Here is a 22,121-nt window from a genome sequence, read left to right as displayed (position 1 = left end):
TTATGATTAAGCAAAGACCCACAATACGCGACCATTCCGCTGAGGCAAACTTATTTGCACGGCGCGCATTTGTGGGTTTTATTTTTGTTTTAGGCTTAGTGGCAATTTTGCTTTCTAACCTTTATACCATTCAGGTAGAAGAACACACCGACTATCAAACCCGCTCTAACGATAACCGTATTAAAGTCATTCCTATTGCGCCAAACCGTGGCCTCATTTACGACCGTAATGGTGTACTGCTTGCTGAAAATAAACCCGTTTATAACCTCGAGGTTATTCCTGAAGAGGTCGACGATTTAGCTAAATCGCTTGAGCAAGTTAGCAAAATAATTACGATTACCGAGCAGCAAAAAAAAGACTTTATTGATGATATAAAGCATACGCGTCGTTTTAAGTCGCAAGTACTAAAAGCCCGCTTAGATGAAACCGAAGTGGCCCAATTTGCGGTTAATCAGCATAAATTTCCGGGCTTTAGCATTGAGGCGCGCCTTGCACGCTTTTACCCATATGGCGATACGCTAACCCATGCATTAGGCTACGTTGCAAAACTAAACCGCAAAGAACTTAATAAGTTAGAACAAGAAGACCAAGCCACAAATTACCGCGCTACGCACGATATTGGTAAGCTTGGCATAGAAAAATATTACGAGCAGCTTTTGCATGGCCAAGTCGGCTCTCAACGCGTTGAAGTAAATAACCGCGGGCGTGTTATTCGCACATTAAGTATGACCCCCCCGCAGCCGGGCAGTGATTTAGTACTTACCTTAGATATAGGTTTACAACAAATAGCCCAACATGCGCTTAAAGATATGCGCGGCGCGGTTGTAGTAATGGATGCCAAAGATGGCGGCGTATTAGCACTTTATTCAAACCCAAGTTACGACCCTAATTTATTTGTCCATGGTATTAGCAGTAAAGATTATAAAGCACTGCTAAACCCCGACCGCCCTCTAATTAACCGTGCCACTCAAGGGCGCTATGCGCCAGCTTCCACAGTAAAACCGCATATGGCTATACTGGCACTTGAAGAAAACATTGTCAGTGAAAGCACCTCGGTGTGGGATCCTGGTTTTTTTCAAATACCGAATGTTGAACATAAATGGCGCGATTGGAAACGTTGGGGCCACGGCCACGTAGATGTTTACAAAGCGATTGAAGAGTCGTGCGATACTTACTTTTACGATGCGGCATACCGCTTAGGCATAACAAAAATTAGTAATTTTATGGCCCGCTTTGGCTTTGGTGACTTATCGGGAATAGACATACACGAAGAAACCACAGCCATACTGCCCTCAAAAGAGTGGAAAGAAGGCCGCTTTAAAGAGTCGTGGTGGCGTGGCGATACTATTTCAGTGGGGATTGGCCAAGGGTATTGGACTGCCACCCCTATTCAAATTGCTAACGCGACTAACATATTGGTTAATAAAGGCATAAACCACCCGCCGCATTTAGCACAAGTGGCTAAAAAAGAAGACCAAGTGACGCAAATTAATAACGAAGAAAAACCGCCGGTGGTACTTAATAACCCTGATAACTGGCGTATCGCGCTCGATGCCATGCACAATACCGTAAAAAAAGTAACAGGAACTGCACACCGTGCATTTAAAGGCGCTAATTATGATCCTGCGGGTAAAACAGGCACAGCGCAAGTAGTGAGTATTGCCCAAGGTGAGCGTTACGATGCAAAATCACTAAAGGAGCGCCAACGCGATAACGCGATTTATATTGGTTTTGCTCCGTATGACGACCCTAAAATTGTAGTTTCAATTGTGGTAGAAAACACCGGTGGCGGCAGCTCTGTGGGTGCACCTATTGCACGTGAGCTAATGGATTACTATTTTGCAGCAAACCCAATAGAAGTTGCTAGGAATACAGCGCAATGACCGTATTAAACACCCAGCGCTCGATATGGATGCGCATGCATTTAGACTTACCGTTACTAATTGCCTTATTACTTATGATGGCAGGCAGTATCACCATAGTATATAGCGCAAGCGGCCAAGACTCGGCCATGATGTTCCGCCATATCACCCGTATGGGCGGCGCTATTATAGGCATGATAGTGCTTGCACAGTTCTCCCCCGCGACACTTAAACGCTTAGTGATCCCCCTTTACTGTGTTGGGTTACTTATGTTGGTGGGCGTATTGCTATTTGGCGTGAGCTCAAAAGGCGCTCAGCGCTGGTTAAATTTAGGCATTACTCGCTTTCAGCCCTCAGAACTTATGAAGCTAGCGGTCCCTATGATGGTGGCTTGGTATATTGGCCGAAACCAACTTCCGCCACGTCCATTACACCTAATTATTGGCTTTGTCATCGTGATGCTTCCCACCTTATTGATTAAAGAACAGCCCGATTTAGGCACCTCAATTTTGATTGCCAGCTCAGGAATATTTGTGTTGTTTTTATCGGGTTTAAGCTGGCGTTTAATTGGCTTTTTAAGCTCGGTTGTCGCACTGGCTGCATGGCCATTTTGGCACTACGGTATGCACGACTACCAAAAGCAGCGCGTATTAACGTTTTTAGACCCAGAGAGCGATCCGCTTGGCTCGGGGTATCATATTATTCAATCCAAAATAGCCATCGGCTCAGGTGGTATAGAAGGTAAAGGCTGGTTGCAAGGCACGCAATCACAACTCGAATTTTTACCAGAGCGCCATACCGACTTTATATTTTCTGTATTAAGTGAAGAGTTTGGCTTATTTGGTGTGTGTGTTTTATTAAGCCTGTACTTATTTATTATCGGCCGTGGCTTATACATTGCAGTAAACGCGCAAGATGCGTTTGGTAAATTATTGGCCGGCGCCCTTACCCTCACCTTTTTTGTTTATATTTTTGTAAATATAGGCATGGTATCGGGCTTGTTGCCTGTTGTAGGTGTACCTTTACCCCTTATTAGTTATGGCGGCACCTCTATGGTGACGTTAATGGCCGGATTTGGCATTATTATGTCAATTGCGACAGATAAAAGGATGCTTTTAAAATAATGAATAAGCCTACCCAGCTGTTATTTATTTCAGCCTTAATATTTATGTTAAGCGCATGTAGTAGCGGCTCTAATAGTCGTTATCATATGGAACACGATGCCGCACCTTTACGCGCGCCAACCGCACTTGAGATGCAAGATGCCGTTGTGGTGGATGTTAAAAAAAGTGCCAGTGCTAGTCGCCCCTACGAGGTATTAGGCAAACGTTATACGCCAATGCTTGATGAAAAAGGGTATACAGAAGAAGGGATCGCTTCGTGGTACGGCCGTAAGTTTCATGGCTACCATACCTCAAACGGTGAAATTTACGATATGTTTGCCATGAGCGCTGCGCATAAAACCTTACCCCTGCCAAGCTTTGTACGCGTTACTAATACTGCCAACAATAAATCGGTGATTGTACGTGTAAACGACCGTGGGCCGTTTCATGATGACAGAATAATAGATCTTTCGTATGCTGCTGCTTATAAATTAGGCTATTACACTCACGGTACAGCCAAGGTTAAGCTAGAGGCGATTACGCTCGACAGCATTCCTGCACGTAAAACATATATACAGGTAGCTGCGGGTAGTACGCTTAGCAATATTGAAGCATTAGCTTCTACATTACGCCTGCAGTATCAAGTACCTACTAATATAGTAAAAGCAGACAACATTTATCGTTTGCATTTGGGCCCGATTAAAGATGCCCAGCATGCACAAGACGTATTAAAAAAATTAAAACAAAACCAATTTCAAAACGCGTTCTTGCTTTACACTCAGTAAGACAAATACCTAAACCACGCCAAAATGTAGGATTCTGCGTTGTATTGGGGCTTAAAATCTAGGTGTTATTTTTTAAATGGCAATCCCTTTTAAAAAATAACAACACAGAAAATCAGCCTTAGTGAAACGCCCTGAAGCGTGGTTTAAAAACGATTTATACTGCGTTATTGATTTGAACAATAGAGTGACTATTATTGACAATCAATACCTTGTCTAAGTTGTTTTTAATTCCAACGACGCTCGCATCTCGGGGTAGTTTGGGTATAAGATGGACTAACGCGAATTTTTAACTTTAACCATTAATGAGTATGATGAAATCAATTAAACATAAAATCCTCAAAGGTGTATGCGGCTTAGTTTGCACAGCCGCCGTATTTTCAGCCAGCGCCCAAATTATTCCGGCTCCACCTCAAATTAATGCAAAAGGTTATTTTTTAGTAGACTTTACAACAGGTAAAGTTATTGCTGAAGGTGAAGCTGATACAAAGCTAGCCCCTGCAAGCTTAACTAAAATGATGACCAGTTATGTAATTGGTACAGAAATTAACGCCGGTAACATTGCACCAACCGATATGGTTACAGTGAGCGAAAAAGCCTGGGCTAAAAACTTCCCTGAATCGTCAAAAATGTTTATTGAAGTAGGCAAGCAAATAAGTGTTGATGAGCTTAATCACGGTATTATTATTCAATCAGGTAATGATGCATGTGTAGCCATGGCTGAGCACATTGCAGGTAGCGAAAGCGCATTTGCTGATTTAATGAATGCTCATGCCGCTAAATTAGGCATGAGCAACAGCCACTTTATTAATAGCCACGGTTTAGATACAGACGAGCACTACACTACCCCACGTGATATGGCGACCTTAGGCGCTGCACTTATTCGTGATGTACCTGATGAGTACGCACTTTATAAGCAAAAATCGTTTACTTACAACGGCATTAAACAATATAACCGTAACTCTTTGTTATGGGATGAAAGCCTAGATGTTGATGGCATTAAAACGGGTCACACATCAGAGGCAGGTTACAGCTTAGTAACGTCTGCGACTAAAAACGGCATGCGTTTAATTGCGGTTGTTATGGGCACATCAAGCGAGCGCGCACGTAAAGTAGAAAGCAAAAAACTACTTAACTACGGATTTCGCTTTTTTGAAACAATTACACCTTACAAAGCAGGCGACAGCTTTGCAGAACAACGTATTTGGATGGGTAATAAAGAAAATGTATCGTTAGGTATTTTAGAAGATACCCCAATTACCATTCCACGTGGTCAACATAAAAACCTTAAAGCTAACTTTGAGCTAGACAACACACTTGAAGCACCATTAGCGAAAGGCACTAAAGTAGGTACGTTATTCTTACAACTAGAGGGCGAAGACATTGCACAATACCCACTAGTTACACTTGAAGAAGTGGAAGAAGGCAGCTTCTTTAGCAAAATTTACGACTACTTACGTTTACAAATTATGTAAACGTAAAAATAACCCGACAGTCGTTGGGTTGTTAAACGAAGCGCCTCTGTTATGAGGCGTTTTTTTTTGCTTGAAAAATGCTAGAATGCGCCCCATATATGCAGGATCACCCTAAACCTGCCAGTCACGCTTAGCGTTATACCAATTCGGTTAATTAAGTAATCTATTTTGAGGCTGGAAAAACGTGTTGATAACTTGGCTAATAAATCGCTATTTAGTTGTTCTAAATGAGCATTTTTTAACGCAGGTAGCAACACGTTTAGCCCCGCAAAATGATTAAGTCTTATTGCGGATTGATATTATCTCACGTAGCCAACATTTTTTGTTTGAGGAGTCACCGTCGTGGTTCAACCTGTTAAAAATACTAAATTTGATGAGTACCTTGAGTACCCATGTCCGTTCACATTTAAAGTTATGGGTTTAGCAAACGTTAACCTTACGGAACAAATTTTAGCTAAATTACAACCTATTGCACCTGGTGACTACGCACCAAAAGTAAAGCCAAGCAGTAAAGGCAATTATGAGTCGGTAACGTTTGTTGCCACAGTGACAAGCGGTAAACACATAGAAGAAATTTACAACGTGATCAGCAACATTGATGACGTACGCCATATGCTTTAAGCCATAGTTGAGACTTGTTGTGAACGAAAACACTTTAATCGTACGCCAACTAGGCCGTCAGCGTTACATGCCAATTTGGCAAAAAATGCAAGCCTATACCGACACCCGTGACGACAGCTCGCCAGATGAAATTTGGCTTGTAGAGCACGAGAGTGTATTTACACAAGGCCAAGCTGGTAAAGATGAGCATTTGCTCGCCCCTGGTGACATAGAAGTCATAAAGGTAGACCGTGGCGGGCAAGTTACTTACCATGGCCCCGGCCAACAAATGATGTATGTATTATTTAACTTGCGCCGCTTAAAAATTGGTGTGCGCGAGCTTGTTACATGGCTTGAAGAGTGCATTATTGATACCCTTAATGAGTATGATATTAAAGCCTACGCAAAAGCCGATGCACCCGGTGTGTACGTAAACGACAGTAAAATTGCATCATTAGGATTACGTGTTCGTCGTGGTTGCTCGTTTCATGGATTAGCATTAAATGTTAACATGGACTTAAGCCCGTTTTTACGCATCAACCCGTGTGGTTATGCCGGCATGAACATGGTGCAAACGAAAGAATTAAACGGCCCTCAAAACTTAGCACAAGCAGGTGAAGGGCTGGTAAAACACATGATAAAGAAGCTTAATGCAACACAGGTTAAGCATACTGAAGGGTTTGAAAACGAATGAATAAACCAGTCAAAATGGAACCAGGTGTAAAACTACGCGACGCAGAAAAAATGGCGTTGATCCCCGTTAAAGTTTTACCTACAGAAAAAACTGAAATGTTGCGCAAGCCAGAGTGGCTTAAAATTCGCTTACCAAAATCTACCGAGCGTATCGACGGTATAAAACAAGCTATGCGCAAGCACGGCTTACACTCAGTATGTGAAGAGGCCTCGTGCCCTAACCTTTCTGAGTGTTTTAACCACGGTACTGCTACCTTTATGATTTTAGGTGCTATTTGTACTCGTCGTTGCCCATTTTGTGATGTTGCCCATGGTCGCCCATTAAAACCTGATGCAGCAGAGCCTGAAAAGCTTGCACTGACAATTAAAGACATGAAGCTTAGCTACGTGGTTATTACCTCGGTTGACCGTGATGATTTACGTGATGGCGGCGCACAGCATTTTGCCGATTGTATTCGCGAAATCCGTAAGCACAACCCAACTATTACTATTGAGATTTTAGTGCCAGATTTTCGTGGTCGTATGGACCGCGCACTGGAGATTTTAATTGAAACGCCACCTGATGTGTTTAATCACAACCTAGAAACTGCCCCGCGTTTGTACAAGCTTGCGCGCCCGGGTGCCGATTACAAATGGTCGTTAGAATTACTTCGTCGCTTTAAAGAAGCGCACCCAGAGGTAAAAACTAAGTCTGGCTTAATGGTTGGCCTAGGTGAAGAAATTAGTGAAATAGAAGAAGTATTACGTGACCTACGTGCGCATAACGTTGACATGCTTACCGTTGGCCAATACTTACAGCCTTCTAAGCATCACTTGCCAGTTAAACGTTACGTGCCACCAGCGGAATTTGACGCACTAAAAGAATACGCTGATGAAATTGGCTTTACGCATGCTGCCTCTGGCCCATTTGTTCGTTCAAGCTATCACGCTGACCAACAAGCTGCAGGTAAAGAAGTAAAATAATTACTTTTTAAAACGCATTAAAAAAGCCCTTAGCAATTAAATTGCTAAGGGCTTTTTTGTCGCTTTAATTTTTACCACTGCGTTTAAGTATATAATAAAACACAGGTGTAAGTATTAAGCCAAATACCGTTACGCCTATCATGCCAGAAAATACCGCAACGCCCATAGCTTGGCGCATTTCAGAGCCTGCTCCCGATGAAAACACCATAGGTACAACCCCCATAATAAATGCTATTGAAGTCATTAATATTGGGCGTAATCGCAACCGGCTCGCCTCTTTAATGGCATTAAATGCATCCATACCGGTATCTTGCAGCTCTTTTGCAAACTCAACAATTAAAATAGCGTTTTTAGTGGCAAGTCCAAACAACACGATTAGGCCAATTTGGGTGAAAATATTATTATCACCACCATAAATAGCCACACCAATCAGCGCACTTAGCAATGTCATAGGCACAATTAAAATAATAGCGACCGGCAAACGTAAGCTTTCGTACTGCGCTGCTAAAACCAAAAATACAAGCAATACAATAAGTGGAAATACATACATTGAAGTATCGCCCGCTAAAATTTGCTGATAGGTTATGTCAGTCCACTCATACGCAATACCCATTGGCAGTGTTTCATCGAGTATTTTTTCTATTGCGGCTTTAGCTTGGTCAGAGCTATACCCTGGTGCGGGTACGCCGTTAACTTCAGCCGTAACATAGCCGTTATAATGCATTACTCTATCTGGCCCTAAACTATGCTCAATACTAAGCACTGCGCCAAGGGGGATCATATCGCCATTTTTATTGCGCACTTTTAATTGCTTAATTTGCTCTACATCTTCCCTGTAGGGTGCATCTGCCTGCACATTTACCTGATACGTGCGACCAAATAAATTAAAGTCGTTCACATAAACTGTGCCCAAATAGCCTTGCATTGCTTCAAATAAGGTGTTTATTTCAAGCCCTAAGCTTAGTGCCTTTTTACGGTCTACCTTTACATCTAGCTGCGGTACGTCGGTTGTAAAACTGGTAAACGCATTAGCAAGGGCGGGATCGGCTTTAGCCTTAGCAATGACTTCATTTGTTACTTGCTGCAAGGTGTCAAACCCTAATGAGCCTCTATCTTCAAGCTGCAGCCTAAAGCCACCAATGGTGCCCATTCCCCTTACTGGAGGAGGCGGAAATATAGCAACATTAGCGCCTTTTATTTGACTAAGTTGTTTATTTAAATCTTCCGCTATTTCAGCTGCCGACATGCGCGGGCCCTGCCGATTTGAAAACGGCTCTAACGGTGTAAACATCATCCCCGAACTTGGGTTTATAGATAAACCATTAATGCTTAAACCTGCAAAGGCAACGGCGTCACTAACGCCTGGGTGCGCCCTGATTATCTCTGACATTTGGCGAACCACTGCTTCAGAGCGATCTAGCGATGCTGCATTAGGTAATTGCGCAAAAGCGACGAGATACATTTTATCCTGCGGCGGAACATACCCTGTTGGCGTATTTTCAAACTGCTGCCACGTTAAGGCCAGTAAACCAACGTATAGCACACCAATTATGCCGCCTTTATGCACTATTCGGCCAACGGCTCCTGTGTATTTACCCGAGGCTTTATCGAACATTTTGTTAAAAGGCGCGAATAACCAACGGCCAAATAATTTATTAATGGCACGACTTAACCAATCGTTGTCTTGCCCATGAGGTTTGAGTAATAATGCAGCCAGCGCTGGGCTCAGCGTAAGCGAGTTAATGGCAGAAAGCACTGTTGAAATAGTAATTGTAAGAGCAAATTGACGATAAAATTGCCCTGTTAAACCGCTCATAAACGCAGTAGGAATAAACACCGCAGCAAGCACTAAAGTAGTGGCAATAATAGGCCCTGTTACTTCTTTCATTGCTTGAGTGGTTGCATCAATGGGGCTTAATCCCTCACTGATATTCCTTTCAACGTTTTCGACCACAACAATGGCATCATCAACAACAATACCGATTGCTAACACCAAGCCAAATAACGACAACGCATTAAGTGAAAATCCCATTAAATGCATAAAAGCAAAGGTCCCCACTAATGAAATTGGCACTGCCACCAGCGGAATAATAGATGCTCGCCATGTTTGTAAAAACAGCACGATGACCAACACAACCAATAAAACCGCTTCAAATAATGTATCGACTACAGCTTCAATAGAGCCCCTTACAAATACGGTAGGGTCATACACTATTTCATAGCTCATACCCTCTGGAAATAGCGCCGACAGTTCAGCCATTTTAGCGCGCACATCGTCAGAAATTTGTAATGCATTAGAGCCTGGTGCTTGAAAAACAGGCACAGCGGCAATTGATTCATTATTAAGAAGTGGCCTAAGGGTATAACTATCTGCACCTAGCTCTACTCTAGCAACATCTTTTAGCAGTGTAATTTCGCCGTTATCGCCCGTTTTTACGATTATTTCTTCAAATTCATCTTGCTCTATTAAGCGCCCTTCTACATTGATAAGCCATTGAAACTCACTGGTGCCTATGGGTTGTGCGCCTAGGCTTCCTGCCGCAGCTTGCTGATTTTGCGAACGAATAGCATTGACTACATCACTTGGATTTAAATTGAGCGCCGCTAATTTGTTAGGCTCTAGCCACACACGCATACTGTAATCGCCTGCGCCAAATACACGTACTTGGCCCACGCCATTAATGCGCTTTAGCTCATCTTTTATAAATTGATCGCTATAATTAGACAGGTACAAACTGTCGTATCGCCCTGTAGGCGAAGTTATGTGTACCGCGAGGGTAAGGTTCGGTGATGACTTTTCGGTGACTACACCTAGCCTTTGTACTTCCTCTGGTAGGCGGGGTATTGCTCTATTAACCCTATTTTGTACCAAGGTAGTTGCTTCGTCAGGGTCGCTCCCTATCGCAAAGGTGACTGTTAATGTCATGGTGCCGGCAGAGTTTGCAAGCGATGACTGGTACAGCATGTTTTCTACGCCGTTTATCTCTTGTTCAAGCACTGTGGCCACGGTTTCGGCTATTACCTTAGGATTGGCACCTGGGTAGTTAGCTGTAACAACAACTGTTGGGGGTACTACATCTGGGTATTCTGTAATAGGTAATTGCCATATGGCTATGGCACCCCCTATGAAAATAAGAATAGATAAAACCGCTGCAAAAATAGGTCGATGAATAAAAAACTGAGAAAAATTCATTATTACATGCCTATTTCAAGTGTTGGCTCGGCATTGGCTAAGCGGTTTTGATTATCAACCTTTTGCTGCCAAGCTTGTAACTCGTTTAAAGTACTTTGCTTTGCCATATTAATTAACTCTGGCGTAATGAGTACGCCAGAGCGCACGCGCTGCAAGCCATTAACTACTATGCGTTCGCCGCTTTTTAAACCTTGTTTAATAACTCGTAGCTCACCCACTTTGTCGCCTAAAGTAATGGCACGGTATTGCACTTTATTTTGCTCATCAACCGTTAAAACGTATTTATTATTTAAATCAGTACCAATGGCTTTCTCAGCAATTAAAATACCTTGCTCAGTATTGCCCCCTGCTAACTTTAAATGGGCGAATAACCCAGGTAAAAGCGCGCCGTCTTGATTATTAAATACAGCCCGCACGCGTAATGTACCGGTTTGGGTATTTACTTGGTTATCAACAAAATCAAGCTTGCCCCAGTGTTGGTAATCTTGCTCATTCGCTAAACGCATCGCCACAGGTAACGCGGTAGATTGATTGTTATCAAGGTGTGCTTGTTGATAGTTAAGCCATGTTGCTTCATCAATATCAAAATAGGCATATACTTGCTCAGTAGAGACAATAGAGGTCATTACAGTTTGCCCTGCACTGACATAGTTGCCCTCGGTAATTAACGCACGAGACACTCGCCCAGAAATAGGCGCTTCTACGCGTGTAAAGGTTTTGTTTAGCTGTGCAAGCTCAAGGGATGCATTACTTTGTGCTACGTAGGCATTTGCTTGGTCAACCTCTGCGCCTCGGGTCTCTAATAACTCTTTAGATATTGATTTACTTTTAAATAGCTCTTTAGCTCGATTAAAATCTTGCTTTGCTAGTTTTAAGCGGCTTTTTGCTTCATCCAGTTGCGCTGTTAGGCGGTTTACTTGTGCATTAAATTCGCGGCTATCAATTAAAAATAAGGTGTCGCCTTTATTTACCGGCTCACCCTCTTCAAATACTGCCGCTTCAATATAACCAGATACGCGAGGACGCAAAGACACTATTTGCGGCGACTCTAGCCGCCCTGTAAAGCTGTCCCACTCGGTTATTCGCTGACTTATTACTTCGGCCACTTCTACGGCCACCCCTTGCGTAGAATCATCATTACTTTGAATAGAACTTGGCTTATCGCTGCATGCACCCAGTATTATCGCTAATAGCGCAATAATAAACGTGTATGTAAATTTATATATAGCTGACATGGTTAACTCTCTTGCTGTACGACTTGTGTTAAAATCTGCTTATATTATGAACGCGGCAAAAGCATAAAAATAATTATATTATTGTATAAAACACATCACTAAAAATGATGTAAAATAATCTTACATTTAAAATTTATAACGGTGCTATATGCGTCCTCAAGAGCTTAATTTACTAATGATTTTTGATGCCATCATGACTGAAGGCAGCATCACTCGTGCAGCAGAGCAATTATCGCTGACACAACCTGCGGTATCTAACGCGCTTGCACGTATGCGCGCAGCGTGGGGGGAAGAGTTATTTATAAAAGATGGCCGAAATATTCAACCTACTGCATTTGCTAACAATTTATGGGGGCAAATACAGGGGCCACTTGGATCATTAGAGCATGCTATAAACCAAAGTGAATTTAACCCAGCGACAGCGCAACGCACTTTTCGGATTTCTGCCGCTGATATATTTGTAGAAATGATATGGGGGCCTCTTCGTAAAATTATTGAGCAGCAGGCCCCAGGCATTAATATCCATGCAATCCCTAATCGGGCGGTAGAGGCTGCAAATGTACTTAAAGACGCCGAAGCCGAACTGGCAATTAATCGCTACACCCTGTCTGAAAACGTTATTAGAGCCGAGCACTTATTAAAGCCTAAATATGTTGTACTTATGCGCCCTGACCACCCGCTTGCTAATGCCCCTTTAAGTATTACTGACTTTGCTAATACAGATCATTTATTAGTATCAATTACGGGCGATATTTTAGGGCCATCTGATCAAGCACTAAGAGTATTAGGGTTAAAACGCCGAGTAGCGATGACGGTAAATAACGCGGCAAATGTACCTAATATTCTTAAAAATACCGATCTTATTTGTGTCCTCCCATCAATAGCGCTTGAGCAGGAAATATTTACCAATAAGCTCGTGGTTTTAAAAAGCCCTATTGATACACCGCCAACGCCCGTCTCTGTTATTTGGCATAAGCGCCAAGACAACGATGCCGGTTTGCAATGGATACGCCGCCACATAGTGGCTATTATTCAACAACGTGTAAGTAGCCACGATAAAAAACTAGGCAAATATTTACTGCGCTAAAACGCCTTTTTTAATCACAAAATTAGCAAACCGTACCTGCTCTTCTTCAGCGCGAAGGCTATCGGTTTCGACTATTGAACGGTAGATACCCCATTTAGGACGGGCAAAGTCATCATCGCTAAAGCCACGCCACATATCTATGTTTTGCTCGCTAATGCTAAATAGCACCTCGTTGTCACTTAAGCGGGTTAGGGTCATTTCAAATTGCCCCGCTTCACTAAAAGTGGCTTGTACAAATACCGCTATCCATTCATCAGTAATGAGTGACCAGTCGGTTTCGATAAGGTTTTTATCAAGCCCTGTGCTGTTACCGTTTTCATCAAAGCCTGCGCTATAACGTACTTGCAGCTGATTACCTGTACTGTTTTTTTGTGCACCAGAGAGCGTAATAATAGGTTGGTCGTCGTTGCCATTGGTATTGTCGTTGCTGTCGTTACGGGCTTTTATTTGGAAAAAGTGACTGAATTTACTACTCAGCTCAAGCTCGCTAGAGACTTTAAACTTCCAACTGTATTGTACGGTTTCGTCTTTAAAGGCAAGTGTTGCGGCGGGCGACTTATCAAAGGCTTTTATTTCGTTGCGCTGGCGGTCAGTTTCGCCCTTATCTTTATCTTGGTCTTCATCACGATGTGCTAAAAACACAAAGTGATTACCTACGATTGGGTCAGTATCTTCAATAATATGCACAATATTTTGATGATTACCGCTATACATATCAGGCGATTCAATTGCACCTTCACTAAACGCATTTTCTATTAATGTATAAGCACTTAGCCCTGTGTTTTCGCCATCGGCATTGAGGGTTGTTTCTTGCGTTACTATAAAATCATCACGGCCTGCAGTGCCTATAATGGTTATAGACACTGTCGCTTCGGTGCCATCTGCCGATGTGATGGTTATCTCATCAAGTAAGGTTTCGCCCTCGTTTAGTGCACTCACAGAGGCATGCTCGCCATTAAGTGTATATGACCAATTACCATCCTCAGTTAAGCTAAATGAACCATAAGTTGTGATGTTATTGCTTTGCGTTTCAAATACTGCCTCATTGGCTTGTGCATCCGTTATAGATAGTTCACCTGTAATTGCTATATCGCGGGTGTTTTCAATACTTACAGTTGTTTGACCGCTAATTACCGCGGCGCTTAGCGCTACAACCGATGCATTTACAGGCTCACTATTTGACCCTGAGCTGCCGCACCCTACAGCTAAAATACCCAAAGAACAAACAGAAGAAATTGTTAAAACACGCAAGCCAAACTTTGACATAAACAACCAGCCCAGGTTAATAGTAAGTAAATAAAGTAAAATATAACTTACCAATTATTTGTTTTAATAACTAGATCTTTATTACCAGTATGGTTTTATAATTGTTAGCTGAGCTATTTGTAAAAAACAACTTTAAATAAAAGGGTAAAAATAAAATTAGGTTAAAACCAAGTTACTTGAGATAATCCTCAGCGAACCCCTCATTTAGGTTATATATGAAATTATTAGTTCGTAATTTGTCTCGCGCTACCACAGAGCAAGACCTTCGCACGTTGTTTGCAGCACACGGTAAAGTAACTACCTGTAACTTGGTGCTTGATAAAGACACTGGTTTATCAAAAGGTTTTGCCTTTGTAGAAATGCCAAACGACATAGAAAGTAGAAGCGCTATTAAAGCACTTAATCAATTAAGCGTTGATAAAAGCAAAATTCGCGTAAAATACGCAGATGAGTAATTAGTTACTTGCTATATTATTAAAACCAGCTATTTGCTGGTTTTTTACGTTTTAAGTTTATGCTTTATATTTAGCCAGAAATAAGCTGACTGTTTGTTCAATTACTTTATTATTTTGCTGCTCTGTTATTGTTTCAAACCCATAAAGTAGCGGATAAAACACAAACGATTTTAATTGATACACAAACTGTTTAGCAGCTATATTTAGCTCATCACCTTTTAAAACACCTGCTGTTCTAGCTTGCTCTAAAAAATCTTCTAAATAAGTCATACACCCCATAGTATTATTACTTAAAAACTTTGCTAGCTGCGGCTCTTGTAGCATTTGCATAAAGGCAATTTTAGCTAAACGTAAAAAATCAGGCGATGTAAGCATAGCCACTTCTTGCTCGGCAATAGCAGTAAGCTGCAAATCAATTGGTTGATTTTTATTAAAGTAAATAACATCACCATGATTAATTTTAGCCAGCATAGTCGTTAAAATAGCCTGAAATAGCTCTTCTTTTGTCGCAAAGTGATTATAAACAGTTCGCTTAGAAGCCTCCGCTTTTGCAGCAACTTGATCCATACTAGTGTGCTCTACACCTTTTTCAAAAAACAGATGCTCTGCTGCTTGAAGAATATTTATGCGTTTTTTTTCTGATAATTTCATAATGGGTTCTGCAATTGTTAATAGCTACATTTTAACTAAACAATAAAAAAATGCACTGTATAGTTTACTTTTCATCAAAACAATGAAAAACTACACTCATTAGTTTACTTTAAGGTTTAACGATGACATTTATAAAATGGGTAGTTGTGATCATCGCCATCATTGTTTTTGGAGGTTGTAGCGTGAATAAACAGATAGTTGCGCAAGGTGTTAATGAAGCACCTAATGTAGATAACTACGAAAATGGTAGATTTCATAACCATCAACAGGTTGAGCCGAATAGCTTTAAGAAAACACTCGGAATTTTAGAGCGTTACATAACAGAAAAGCGTACCAACATTACACCTAAAAAGCCCATTGCAATTAAAAGTGTTACAGCAAAAATGCTTAACTCCCTTGCAAATAATACTGTGCATGTCATTAAACTTGGCCACTCTAGCGTGCTTTTAAAAGTGCATGGCGAATACTGGTTACTCGATCCGGTATTTAGTGAGCGCGCATCTCCTTTTTCTTTTGTAGGGCCAAAGCGCTTTTCTAAATTACCTATTAGTATTAGCGAACTGCCACCAATCGATAAGGTGCTTATTTCGCACAACCATTACGATCACCTTGATAAATCAGCTATTAAAAAGCTGTCTGCAAAAACTAAGCAGTTTTATGTGCCACTTGGTGTAGATACCGATTTAGTTAAGTGGGGAGTGAATGAAAACAAAATTAGCACATTTAACTGGTGGCAGGAGTTACAAACCGAACATGCATTAGTTGCCTTTACTCCTACCCAGCATTTTTCGGGCCGTGGATTAAATGATGCAAACAACACACTTTGGGGTTCGTGGGTTATTAAAACCTCCCAGCAAAGTGTTTATTTTAGTGGTGATTCGGGTTATTTCGCAGGCTTTAAAGAAATTGGTAACAAGTACGGTCCTTTTGATTTAACCCTAATTGAGACAGGCGCCTACGACAAAGATTGGGCCGATATACACATGACACCAGAGCAATCGGTTCAAGCTCATATTGATTTACAAGGTAAAACTTTAGTGCCTATTCATAACGGTACGTTTGACTTGGCGTTTCATGCTTGGGTTGACCCATTTGAACGAGTAACGGCTGCAAGCAACATAAATAACGTAACATTGAGTACACCCGAGTTTGGACAAATATTTACCCCTACCGACGCTGCAATAACCCATAAATGGTGGAAAAACTAATTTGGTAGGTGTTTTAAAGGTATTTATTACAAGGTGTTAATTAAAAAAGCGGCTATTAAGCCGCTTTTTTTATACTAATTGTACCTAACACTACAAAGGATGCAGCTAAAGCAAAAAACATCGCTTGCTGTGCGAGCAAAGCTGCTGCAAAAAATGCTACGCCGCTGCCTATAAACAGGTATCCGCTTTTTTTAGATTGGCTCATTGTGTGTGCTCCATTTATTGTTGTCGATTATTTATACACCCTACACCGGCTATTTTCAATTTTTGAAAAATAGAACTGGCAAGATGATAAATATTCGACTCACATCAGTGCTTCCTTTATATTAAAAGCCAATTTTTAAAACTATTCAGAAAACTATGGCCTCTACTCTTTTTAAAAGCGCTAGCCTAAGCCTGCTAGTCGCTCTCTTTGGTTGCTCTGAACCTGCAAGCGAGCACTCTTCTTTAGAAAATACGCCCGGCGTAAGCCTAAATAACGTTAAACAGCATATAAAAACGCTCGCCTCTGATGACTTTCAAGGTCGCGGCCCACTTACTCATGGTGAAGTAAAAACAGTGGGTTACTTGAGCGAGCAATACGAAGCTATGGGTTTAACTGGGGCGTATAATGGTAAGTTTTTACAGCCGGTAAAAATGGCAATGGTCACGGCCAATCAAAATATGCAATTGCAGGTGGGCGACTTAAAGTTTAAAGCAGGTAACGATTTTACCGCCCGTACAGAGCAATTACAGCCAGTAATAGATGTACGAAACTCTGACATTGTATTTGTGGGTTACGGTATTAATGCCCCCGAATACAACTGGAACGATTACGAAAACATTAATGTTGAAGGTAAAACCGTTATTGTATTGGTAAACGACCCTGGCTTTGCTACACAAAACGATGCGTTATTTACAGGTAATGCTATGACCTACTACGGCCGCTGGACTTACAAATACGAAGAAGCCGCACGCCAAGGTGCCAAAGCAGTATTTATTGTGCACGAAACTGCCCCTGCGGCTTACCCTTGGGGCGTGGTTGAAAGTTCAAACACAGGGACTAAATACACCCTGATGGACAATAACCTAAACGCTTCTAAGCTCCCAGTTATGGGCTGGTTAACACTTAATACTACTGAGCAAATTTTTAATGCCGCAAAGCTTAACTACCAAAATTTAAAACAAAAGGCTTTAAGTGATGACTTTAAAGCCACAGCGCTTAATTTAACAGCCAACCTTTCATTTAAAAACGAAGTATCGCATGCCAAATCACATAACGTAGTTGCGCAAATTACAGGAAGCGACGCCCCTAATGAGTACGTGGTAATAGGTGCTCATTGGGATCATTTTGGTACCAAGCAAACCGACAGCGGCCCTAAAATTTATAACGGCGCAGTGGATAATGCCTCTGGCACAGCGGCCACACTTGAAATTGCCCGCATTATGAATCAAATCCACCAGCAAACACCGTTTAAACGCTCTATTTTATTTGCTAATTTTACCGCAGAAGAGACTGGCCTCATTGGCTCGCAAGAATTTGCAACCGGTGGCGTTGTGCCCACTAAACAAATGGTCGGGCTATTGAATATTGACGGAATGAACGTGCTAGATGGCACCGATTACATTTTGCAATACGGTAAGGATTTATCCACCCTAGAAAACTACCTAGCAAACGCGGCAAAAGCGCAAGGTCGCGTTGTTAAAATGGACCCTCGTCCGCAAAACGGTTTGTTTTTTAGATCAGATCATTTTTCTTTAGCTAAGCAAGGTGTGCCGAGTTTATTATTTATGAGCCTTGGCGATACCGACCCTGATTACATTGCGCATAAATACCATAAAGAAGCCGACGATTACTCGCCGCAGTGGTCATTAGGTGGCGTAAAGCAAGACATAGAGCTTATTGTTGATATAGCCACGCAGCTTGCTAACAATGGCGATTGGCCTACATGGACGAGTGACTCAGACTTTAAAGCAAAGCGCGAGCAAGATAAGCCGCATTAGCAGGTAAAGTTTAAAGCTAAATAATAATCATACCAATCGCATTAAAATCCTCCTACTTGGAGGATTTTAATTTTGAGCGCGCCCGCATTAGTAAGGTTTCGGCTTTGGCCCCTAAATACACATAAATAGCCAAGGCTATTAAAAGCCCTACCACCGCAAGCATCATCGCAATGGCCGGTAATAAGTATTCAGCCTGCCCCAACGCTGCCTTAAACATGGTTAATAGCGCCTCAATAGATATTGCAATTAGCACGGTAGATATAAACCGGGTAATTGTGCGCCGTGTAGAAGAGTGCCTAAATATATCCTTATGCATTAAAATCTCTTCTTCGAGAATGGTCTTTCCTAAATCAAACACGGCCAACGCTAAAGTAATATATATAATAATGCTAAAGGGCTCGAGGGGATCAGAGGCTGAGTCAAAGTGGGTTAATAATGCATATATATCGTTAAATACTATGCTCAGTAAAAAGAGTACCAAAGTAAATAAACACGCAACAATCACCCCATAACCCGCTTTAAAATAAGGCGAAATACCGGCACGCGCGCTGTCTCCCATTACAAACTCAATTAACTGGGTTAAGCATACGTCTAACACTAAATAATGCTGCTGGTTAATAGGCTTTTTTAACTCTTTAATAGCCGAAATACATAAATGATTAGTTGCGATAGAAATATACGGATCGGTAAAGCACACCGAATCGGTTTGTTTAGATTGTAAAAAGTAAGGGCGCTCACTTAAATCTTGCTGATTACCTTGCTCGGCTAATTTTTTATAGGCACGCTTAAAGCAAACGTTATTGCCTTGCTGAAGCCCAGATTCGTTTAAACAGTATTGCAGCTCTAAAAAGGGATATTGCTTTACTAAAAAACGCGTATCTCGATTTTTGTTAAGCCCATCTTCAATACTCATTAAAATAGAGTCAAGCAAGCTATGTATTACTTGCTCATATTCATGGTAGCGCTCAACACTACTTATATAACTCATTCGCGCCATAATTGTGTACTCACTCAGTTGCTATAGCGTTAACTAAGCAAGTTTAAAACCAAGTATAAAAAATGTTTTTATTCATAAGGTTAAGATTTTAACTTGCGCTCATTTGCACCTATTTGGTGAAAAAGCAGTTATGCCTGCGCCATGCACAAAAAAGCAGCTAAGTAAATGTTACTTAACTGCTTTGTGAGTATGACCTGATAAATTTTAAGCGCGTAAAACTACGCCATAAAATTATTGTACTTTAGAAAATTCTTGCTGTGAAAGCTCACCATTTTTATCTGTATCGAGCTTATCAAATAACCGTGCTAACTGTGCGTTGGCTTGTGCTTCTGTTTTGCTAATTACGCCATCACCATTGGCATCAAAACTGTTAAAGTCGACCGCGGCAAACGCCGCTGATGAAGAGGCAATGGCTAGAAGTGCGATAAATTTTTTCATAATCATTTCCTTAGGCTAAGTGCCTGGCAAAGGGGAAGAAATCCTTTTCTGAGATCCATAAAGGGAGAATCGGTTATTTGTATTCAAAAAAATCGTTTTCGGTTAGGCTATTTCGGCTTTGCATATTTAATTGCTGCATTATTTGCTCTGCTGATTGATCACTTTGGTTTGTTAAACCACCTTCGCCTTGCATAGGTGTTTTAAACTCTGTATTTGCCAATACCACCGATGATGACACCAAGGTGATAAGTACAAGTGTTGTTTTCAGCTTAGTCATAATGTAATCCTTCAATAATATGCATTACCTGTATAAATTTGCACTGAGGTGGTTACAATTCACTTCCTTGTTATTCTTTTTAATAAGCTCCCTTGCCTATTTAGGTTGTCTTTGGCAACTCAGAATTATGCTTACACCACAGCGCATTAATCATCTACGCTTGTAAAAGCCTCTGCTTTAAAAAGTTTACCGCTTGTGTTGGTATCAAACTTTGCAAATGTGCCAGAAAATACCAGCGCTATTGCAAGCAAAGTTGGGTATCGCTTTTACATAACGATTCCTTCGCTATGTGTTTATAATAAAGTGCCCTGTGTATTACACTGTCCTTGTTATTCTTTATGGTAAGCTCCCTTGCCTACTTAGGTTGTCTTTGGCAACTCAGAATTAACGTGCCACTGGGCGTTAACTACTCAAAGCACTCACTTATGCTTTGTCGAACTCACTCTTAGATAGCTCGTTGTTTTTGTCAGTATCAAGTTTTGTAAACTGACTCATTAATTCAGCATCAGCAGATGCTTCTAACGGGCTTAATGTGCCACTGCCATCTTTATCGAGTGTGTCAAAATCTGTTACTGCAAAAGCCGCTGATGAAGAGGCTAAAGCCATTAATACCAATGTTGATTGTGCCTTTTTCATAATGAAATCCTTCATAGGGTTAGGGGAGTAGCCAATTGGCGTTACCCACGTTTTGCTTAATACAGCTTAGCTATTACAACTTCAGTGCCATGTTTTATTTTTACTTAATAAACAACGAGTTATACAATAAGTATATGAAAAGGTTTAATTTCGAGGGGTATTTTTGTTGCTTTTTAGCAACAGCTAGATGAGCCAATTAAAATAAACCATTAGAATCAACAACTTATGATTTATAAAAAAGCCACACATGAGCTAAAAGCTAACTAAAAACATAATCTGGGGAAGTTTAAGAATAAACTAAAGCTGAACAGCTTAATTAAAACAATTAAACGCCATAAAACCTAAAACATAACCAGTTGAAATATATTGATATTTATAAAATTTTTAGCGTTTATTTTTTAAAAGCATGGCAAGCCTGTAAAAAACAGGCATTTGTTGCCAAATGGCGAATTTAGTATAAGGCAGGGATTAAAAAGGGAGCGCTTTGCATTTAGTTGGGCATAACAAATTGGCGTTTTTAAAGTATAAAAACAATTTAACTACTTCCAGCCTTGACGCCATTTTTGTGTGTCTTTTAAATCTCGCCAGCGTATTGAGTACTGATTTTTAGAAAATACCGACTCGGTAATGCATTCAATTACATTACCCTCTTCATCGTACTCTACTTCTACAATGATGAAGTGTTTTTCTTTATTGATAGCTGGAGTGGCAGTCCACTTACTGTTTAGTAATTTTTTAGGGTTTAAGTTATTCATTAAATAATCTAGTGTGCTTAATTAACACTAATACGACATAACCCGTTGTTTAGCTCAACCTAAAGTTAGGCCGTATTAATGTTACTTCATCAACTCACTGGTTACTCAGCGATTAACTTACCTTTATACATTTTCATTTGGCAATGAAAGTCGTACTCACCTGCTTTTAGTGCAGGCAAAGTGATTTTATTATCTCCCATTGCAAGGCTTTCACTTACATCAAGCTGCGGGAACACCATAGTTTCGGCGCACGGTGCACTGTCTTTTCTATCAAATGTAAGTGTTACTTTTTTATTGGCCGCCACCTTTATATGACTTGGTTGATAAACGCCGTTATCTACCACTATGGTTTGCGTATTATCATTACTGTGTATTTGCTTTGGCTTATAAAGCCAAAACCAATAAATAATGGCCACTATTAATACTGCACCAAGTAAATTTATCATTAACATTATCGACTCC

22 protein-coding genes are annotated in these 22,121 nt (G+C 41.0%); 11 read left to right on the top strand and 11 right to left on the bottom strand.

Annotated elements, in window-relative coordinates; genetic code table 11:
- Positions 1–2: 2 nt before the first annotated feature.
- The 7 genes from mrdA (at position 3) to lipA (ending at position 7,478) form a co-directional block, all read left to right on the top strand.
- Positions 3–1,883 (top strand): penicillin-binding protein 2, encoded by a 1,881-nt coding sequence (mrdA, locus tag OIZ54_RS13330; RefSeq protein WP_004585917.1) that lies wholly within the window; start codon positions 3–5, stop codon positions 1,881–1,883.
- Positions 1,880–2,986: a rod shape-determining protein RodA gene (gene rodA, locus OIZ54_RS13325; RefSeq protein WP_264390583.1), complete on the top strand. Its 1,107-nt coding sequence runs from the start codon at positions 1,880–1,882 to the stop codon at positions 2,984–2,986. The genes mrdA and rodA overlap by 4 nt, the downstream gene beginning before the upstream one ends.
- Entirely contained in the window at positions 2,986–3,750 is a 765-nt protein-coding gene (locus tag OIZ54_RS13320; protein WP_054982217.1) for a septal ring lytic transglycosylase RlpA family protein, read from the top strand. The genes rodA and OIZ54_RS13320 overlap by 1 nt, the downstream gene beginning before the upstream one ends.
- A 311-nt stretch (positions 3,751–4,061) precedes the next feature.
- Positions 4,062–5,222 (top strand): serine hydrolase, encoded by a 1,161-nt coding sequence (locus tag OIZ54_RS13315; RefSeq protein WP_264390582.1) that lies wholly within the window; start codon positions 4,062–4,064, stop codon positions 5,220–5,222.
- A 342-nt stretch (positions 5,223–5,564) separates the two neighbouring features.
- Positions 5,565–5,843, top strand: coding sequence for a DUF493 family protein YbeD (ybeD, locus tag OIZ54_RS13310; protein ID WP_024033764.1), 279 nt, complete (start codon positions 5,565–5,567; stop codon positions 5,841–5,843).
- 19 nt (positions 5,844–5,862) lie between these two features.
- The gene (gene lipB / locus OIZ54_RS13305; protein WP_004585912.1) at positions 5,863–6,516 is read left to right on the top strand and encodes a lipoyl(octanoyl) transferase LipB; all 654 of its coding nucleotides are present in this window, start codon (positions 5,863–5,865) and stop codon (positions 6,514–6,516) included.
- The gene (gene lipA / locus OIZ54_RS13300; RefSeq protein WP_004585911.1) at positions 6,513–7,478 is read left to right on the top strand and encodes a lipoyl synthase; all 966 of its coding nucleotides are present in this window, start codon (positions 6,513–6,515) and stop codon (positions 7,476–7,478) included. Before lipB ends, lipA begins: the two co-directional genes overlap by 4 nt.
- A gap of 64 nt (positions 7,479–7,542) precedes the next feature.
- Here lipA and OIZ54_RS13295 read toward each other — a convergent pair whose 3' ends face one another.
- Both OIZ54_RS13295 and OIZ54_RS13290 read right to left on the bottom strand, forming a co-directional pair.
- Positions 7,543–10,671 carry an efflux RND transporter permease subunit gene (locus OIZ54_RS13295; protein WP_064386778.1) on the bottom strand — a complete coding sequence of 1,043 codons (3,129 nt, stop codon included), beginning with the start codon at positions 10,669–10,671 and terminating at the stop codon, positions 7,543–7,545.
- 2 nt (positions 10,672–10,673) lie between these two features.
- A complete protein-coding gene (locus tag OIZ54_RS13290; protein ID WP_264390581.1) occupies positions 10,674–11,906 on the bottom strand; it encodes an efflux RND transporter periplasmic adaptor subunit in 1,233 nt (410 codons plus the stop codon).
- 148 nt (positions 11,907–12,054) lie between these two features.
- Between OIZ54_RS13290 and OIZ54_RS13285 the strand changes: the two genes are divergently transcribed.
- Positions 12,055–12,993, top strand: a complete 939-nt coding sequence (locus OIZ54_RS13285) for a LysR family transcriptional regulator (protein ID WP_096042013.1) — start codon at positions 12,055–12,057, stop codon at positions 12,991–12,993.
- Here OIZ54_RS13285 and OIZ54_RS13280 read toward each other — a convergent pair.
- Positions 12,982–14,259 carry a VCBS domain-containing protein gene (locus OIZ54_RS13280; protein ID WP_264390580.1) on the bottom strand — a complete coding sequence of 426 codons (1,278 nt, stop codon included), beginning with the start codon at positions 14,257–14,259 and terminating at the stop codon, positions 12,982–12,984. The genes OIZ54_RS13285 and OIZ54_RS13280 overlap by 12 nt on opposite strands.
- Positions 14,260–14,474: 215 nt before the next feature.
- Between OIZ54_RS13280 and OIZ54_RS13275 the strand changes: the two genes are divergently transcribed.
- Complete coding sequence (locus OIZ54_RS13275; RefSeq protein ID WP_024033770.1) at positions 14,475–14,714, top strand: RNA recognition motif domain-containing protein; 240 nt, start codon at positions 14,475–14,477, stop codon at positions 14,712–14,714.
- A 57-nt stretch (positions 14,715–14,771) separates the two neighbouring features.
- On the opposite strand, the gene OIZ54_RS13270 is transcribed toward OIZ54_RS13275, so the two are convergent.
- Positions 14,772–15,365: a TetR/AcrR family transcriptional regulator gene (locus OIZ54_RS13270; RefSeq protein WP_154945149.1), complete on the bottom strand. Its 594-nt coding sequence runs from the start codon at positions 15,363–15,365 to the stop codon at positions 14,772–14,774.
- 182 nt (positions 15,366–15,547) lie between these two features.
- Here OIZ54_RS13270 and OIZ54_RS13265 point away from each other — a divergent pair, with 182 nt between their 5' ends.
- Positions 15,548–16,573 (top strand): MBL fold metallo-hydrolase, encoded by a 1,026-nt coding sequence (locus OIZ54_RS13265; RefSeq protein WP_413680538.1) that lies wholly within the window; start codon positions 15,548–15,550, stop codon positions 16,571–16,573.
- Positions 16,574–16,628: 55 nt separating this feature from the next.
- Here OIZ54_RS13265 and OIZ54_RS13260 read toward each other — a convergent pair whose 3' ends face one another.
- Entirely contained in the window at positions 16,629–16,778 is a 150-nt protein-coding gene (locus tag OIZ54_RS13260; protein WP_024033773.1) for a hypothetical protein, read from the bottom strand.
- A gap of 155 nt (positions 16,779–16,933) precedes the next feature.
- Here OIZ54_RS13260 and OIZ54_RS13255 point away from each other — a divergent pair, with 155 nt between their 5' ends.
- A complete protein-coding gene (locus OIZ54_RS13255) occupies positions 16,934–18,556 on the top strand; it encodes a M28 family metallopeptidase (RefSeq protein ID WP_264390578.1) in 1,623 nt (540 codons plus the stop codon).
- Positions 18,557–18,608: 52 nt separating this feature from the next.
- Here the strand turns inward: OIZ54_RS13255 and OIZ54_RS13250 are convergent, their stop codons facing one another.
- The 6 genes from OIZ54_RS13250 to OIZ54_RS13225 all read right to left on the bottom strand — a co-directional run bounded on the left by OIZ54_RS13250 (position 18,609) and on the right by OIZ54_RS13225 (position 22,111).
- Complete coding sequence (locus OIZ54_RS13250) at positions 18,609–19,553, bottom strand: EAL-associated domain-containing protein (protein ID WP_054982213.1); 945 nt, start codon at positions 19,551–19,553, stop codon at positions 18,609–18,611.
- 231 nt (positions 19,554–19,784) lie between these two features.
- Complete coding sequence (locus tag OIZ54_RS13245) at positions 19,785–19,991, bottom strand: EF-hand domain-containing protein (protein WP_264390577.1); 207 nt, start codon at positions 19,989–19,991, stop codon at positions 19,785–19,787.
- Positions 19,992–20,064: 73 nt separating this feature from the next.
- Positions 20,065–20,268 carry a hypothetical protein gene (locus OIZ54_RS13240; RefSeq protein ID WP_064386783.1) on the bottom strand — a complete coding sequence of 68 codons (204 nt, stop codon included), beginning with the start codon at positions 20,266–20,268 and terminating at the stop codon, positions 20,065–20,067.
- A 423-nt stretch (positions 20,269–20,691) separates the two neighbouring features.
- Positions 20,692–20,904, bottom strand: coding sequence for a calmodulin-like protein (locus OIZ54_RS13235; RefSeq protein WP_004585903.1), 213 nt, complete (start codon positions 20,902–20,904; stop codon positions 20,692–20,694).
- Positions 20,905–21,443: 539 nt separating this feature from the next.
- Positions 21,444–21,659 (bottom strand): TIGR02450 family Trp-rich protein, encoded by a 216-nt coding sequence (locus OIZ54_RS13230; protein ID WP_024033778.1) that lies wholly within the window; start codon positions 21,657–21,659, stop codon positions 21,444–21,446.
- 101 nt (positions 21,660–21,760) lie between these two features.
- The gene (locus tag OIZ54_RS13225) at positions 21,761–22,111 is read right to left on the bottom strand and encodes a cupredoxin domain-containing protein (RefSeq protein ID WP_024033779.1); all 351 of its coding nucleotides are present in this window, start codon (positions 22,109–22,111) and stop codon (positions 21,761–21,763) included.
- Positions 22,112–22,121 lie beyond the last annotated feature (10 nt).

Origin of the sequence: Pseudoalteromonas sp. A3 (genome assembly GCF_025942345.1) — a bacterium.
In the GTDB taxonomy this organism is placed as follows: Bacteria; Pseudomonadota; Gammaproteobacteria; order Enterobacterales; family Alteromonadaceae; genus Pseudoalteromonas; species Pseudoalteromonas atlantica.
Note: the sequence above shows the minus strand (reverse complement) of the source record. Positions and strands in the feature narration are given on the sequence as shown.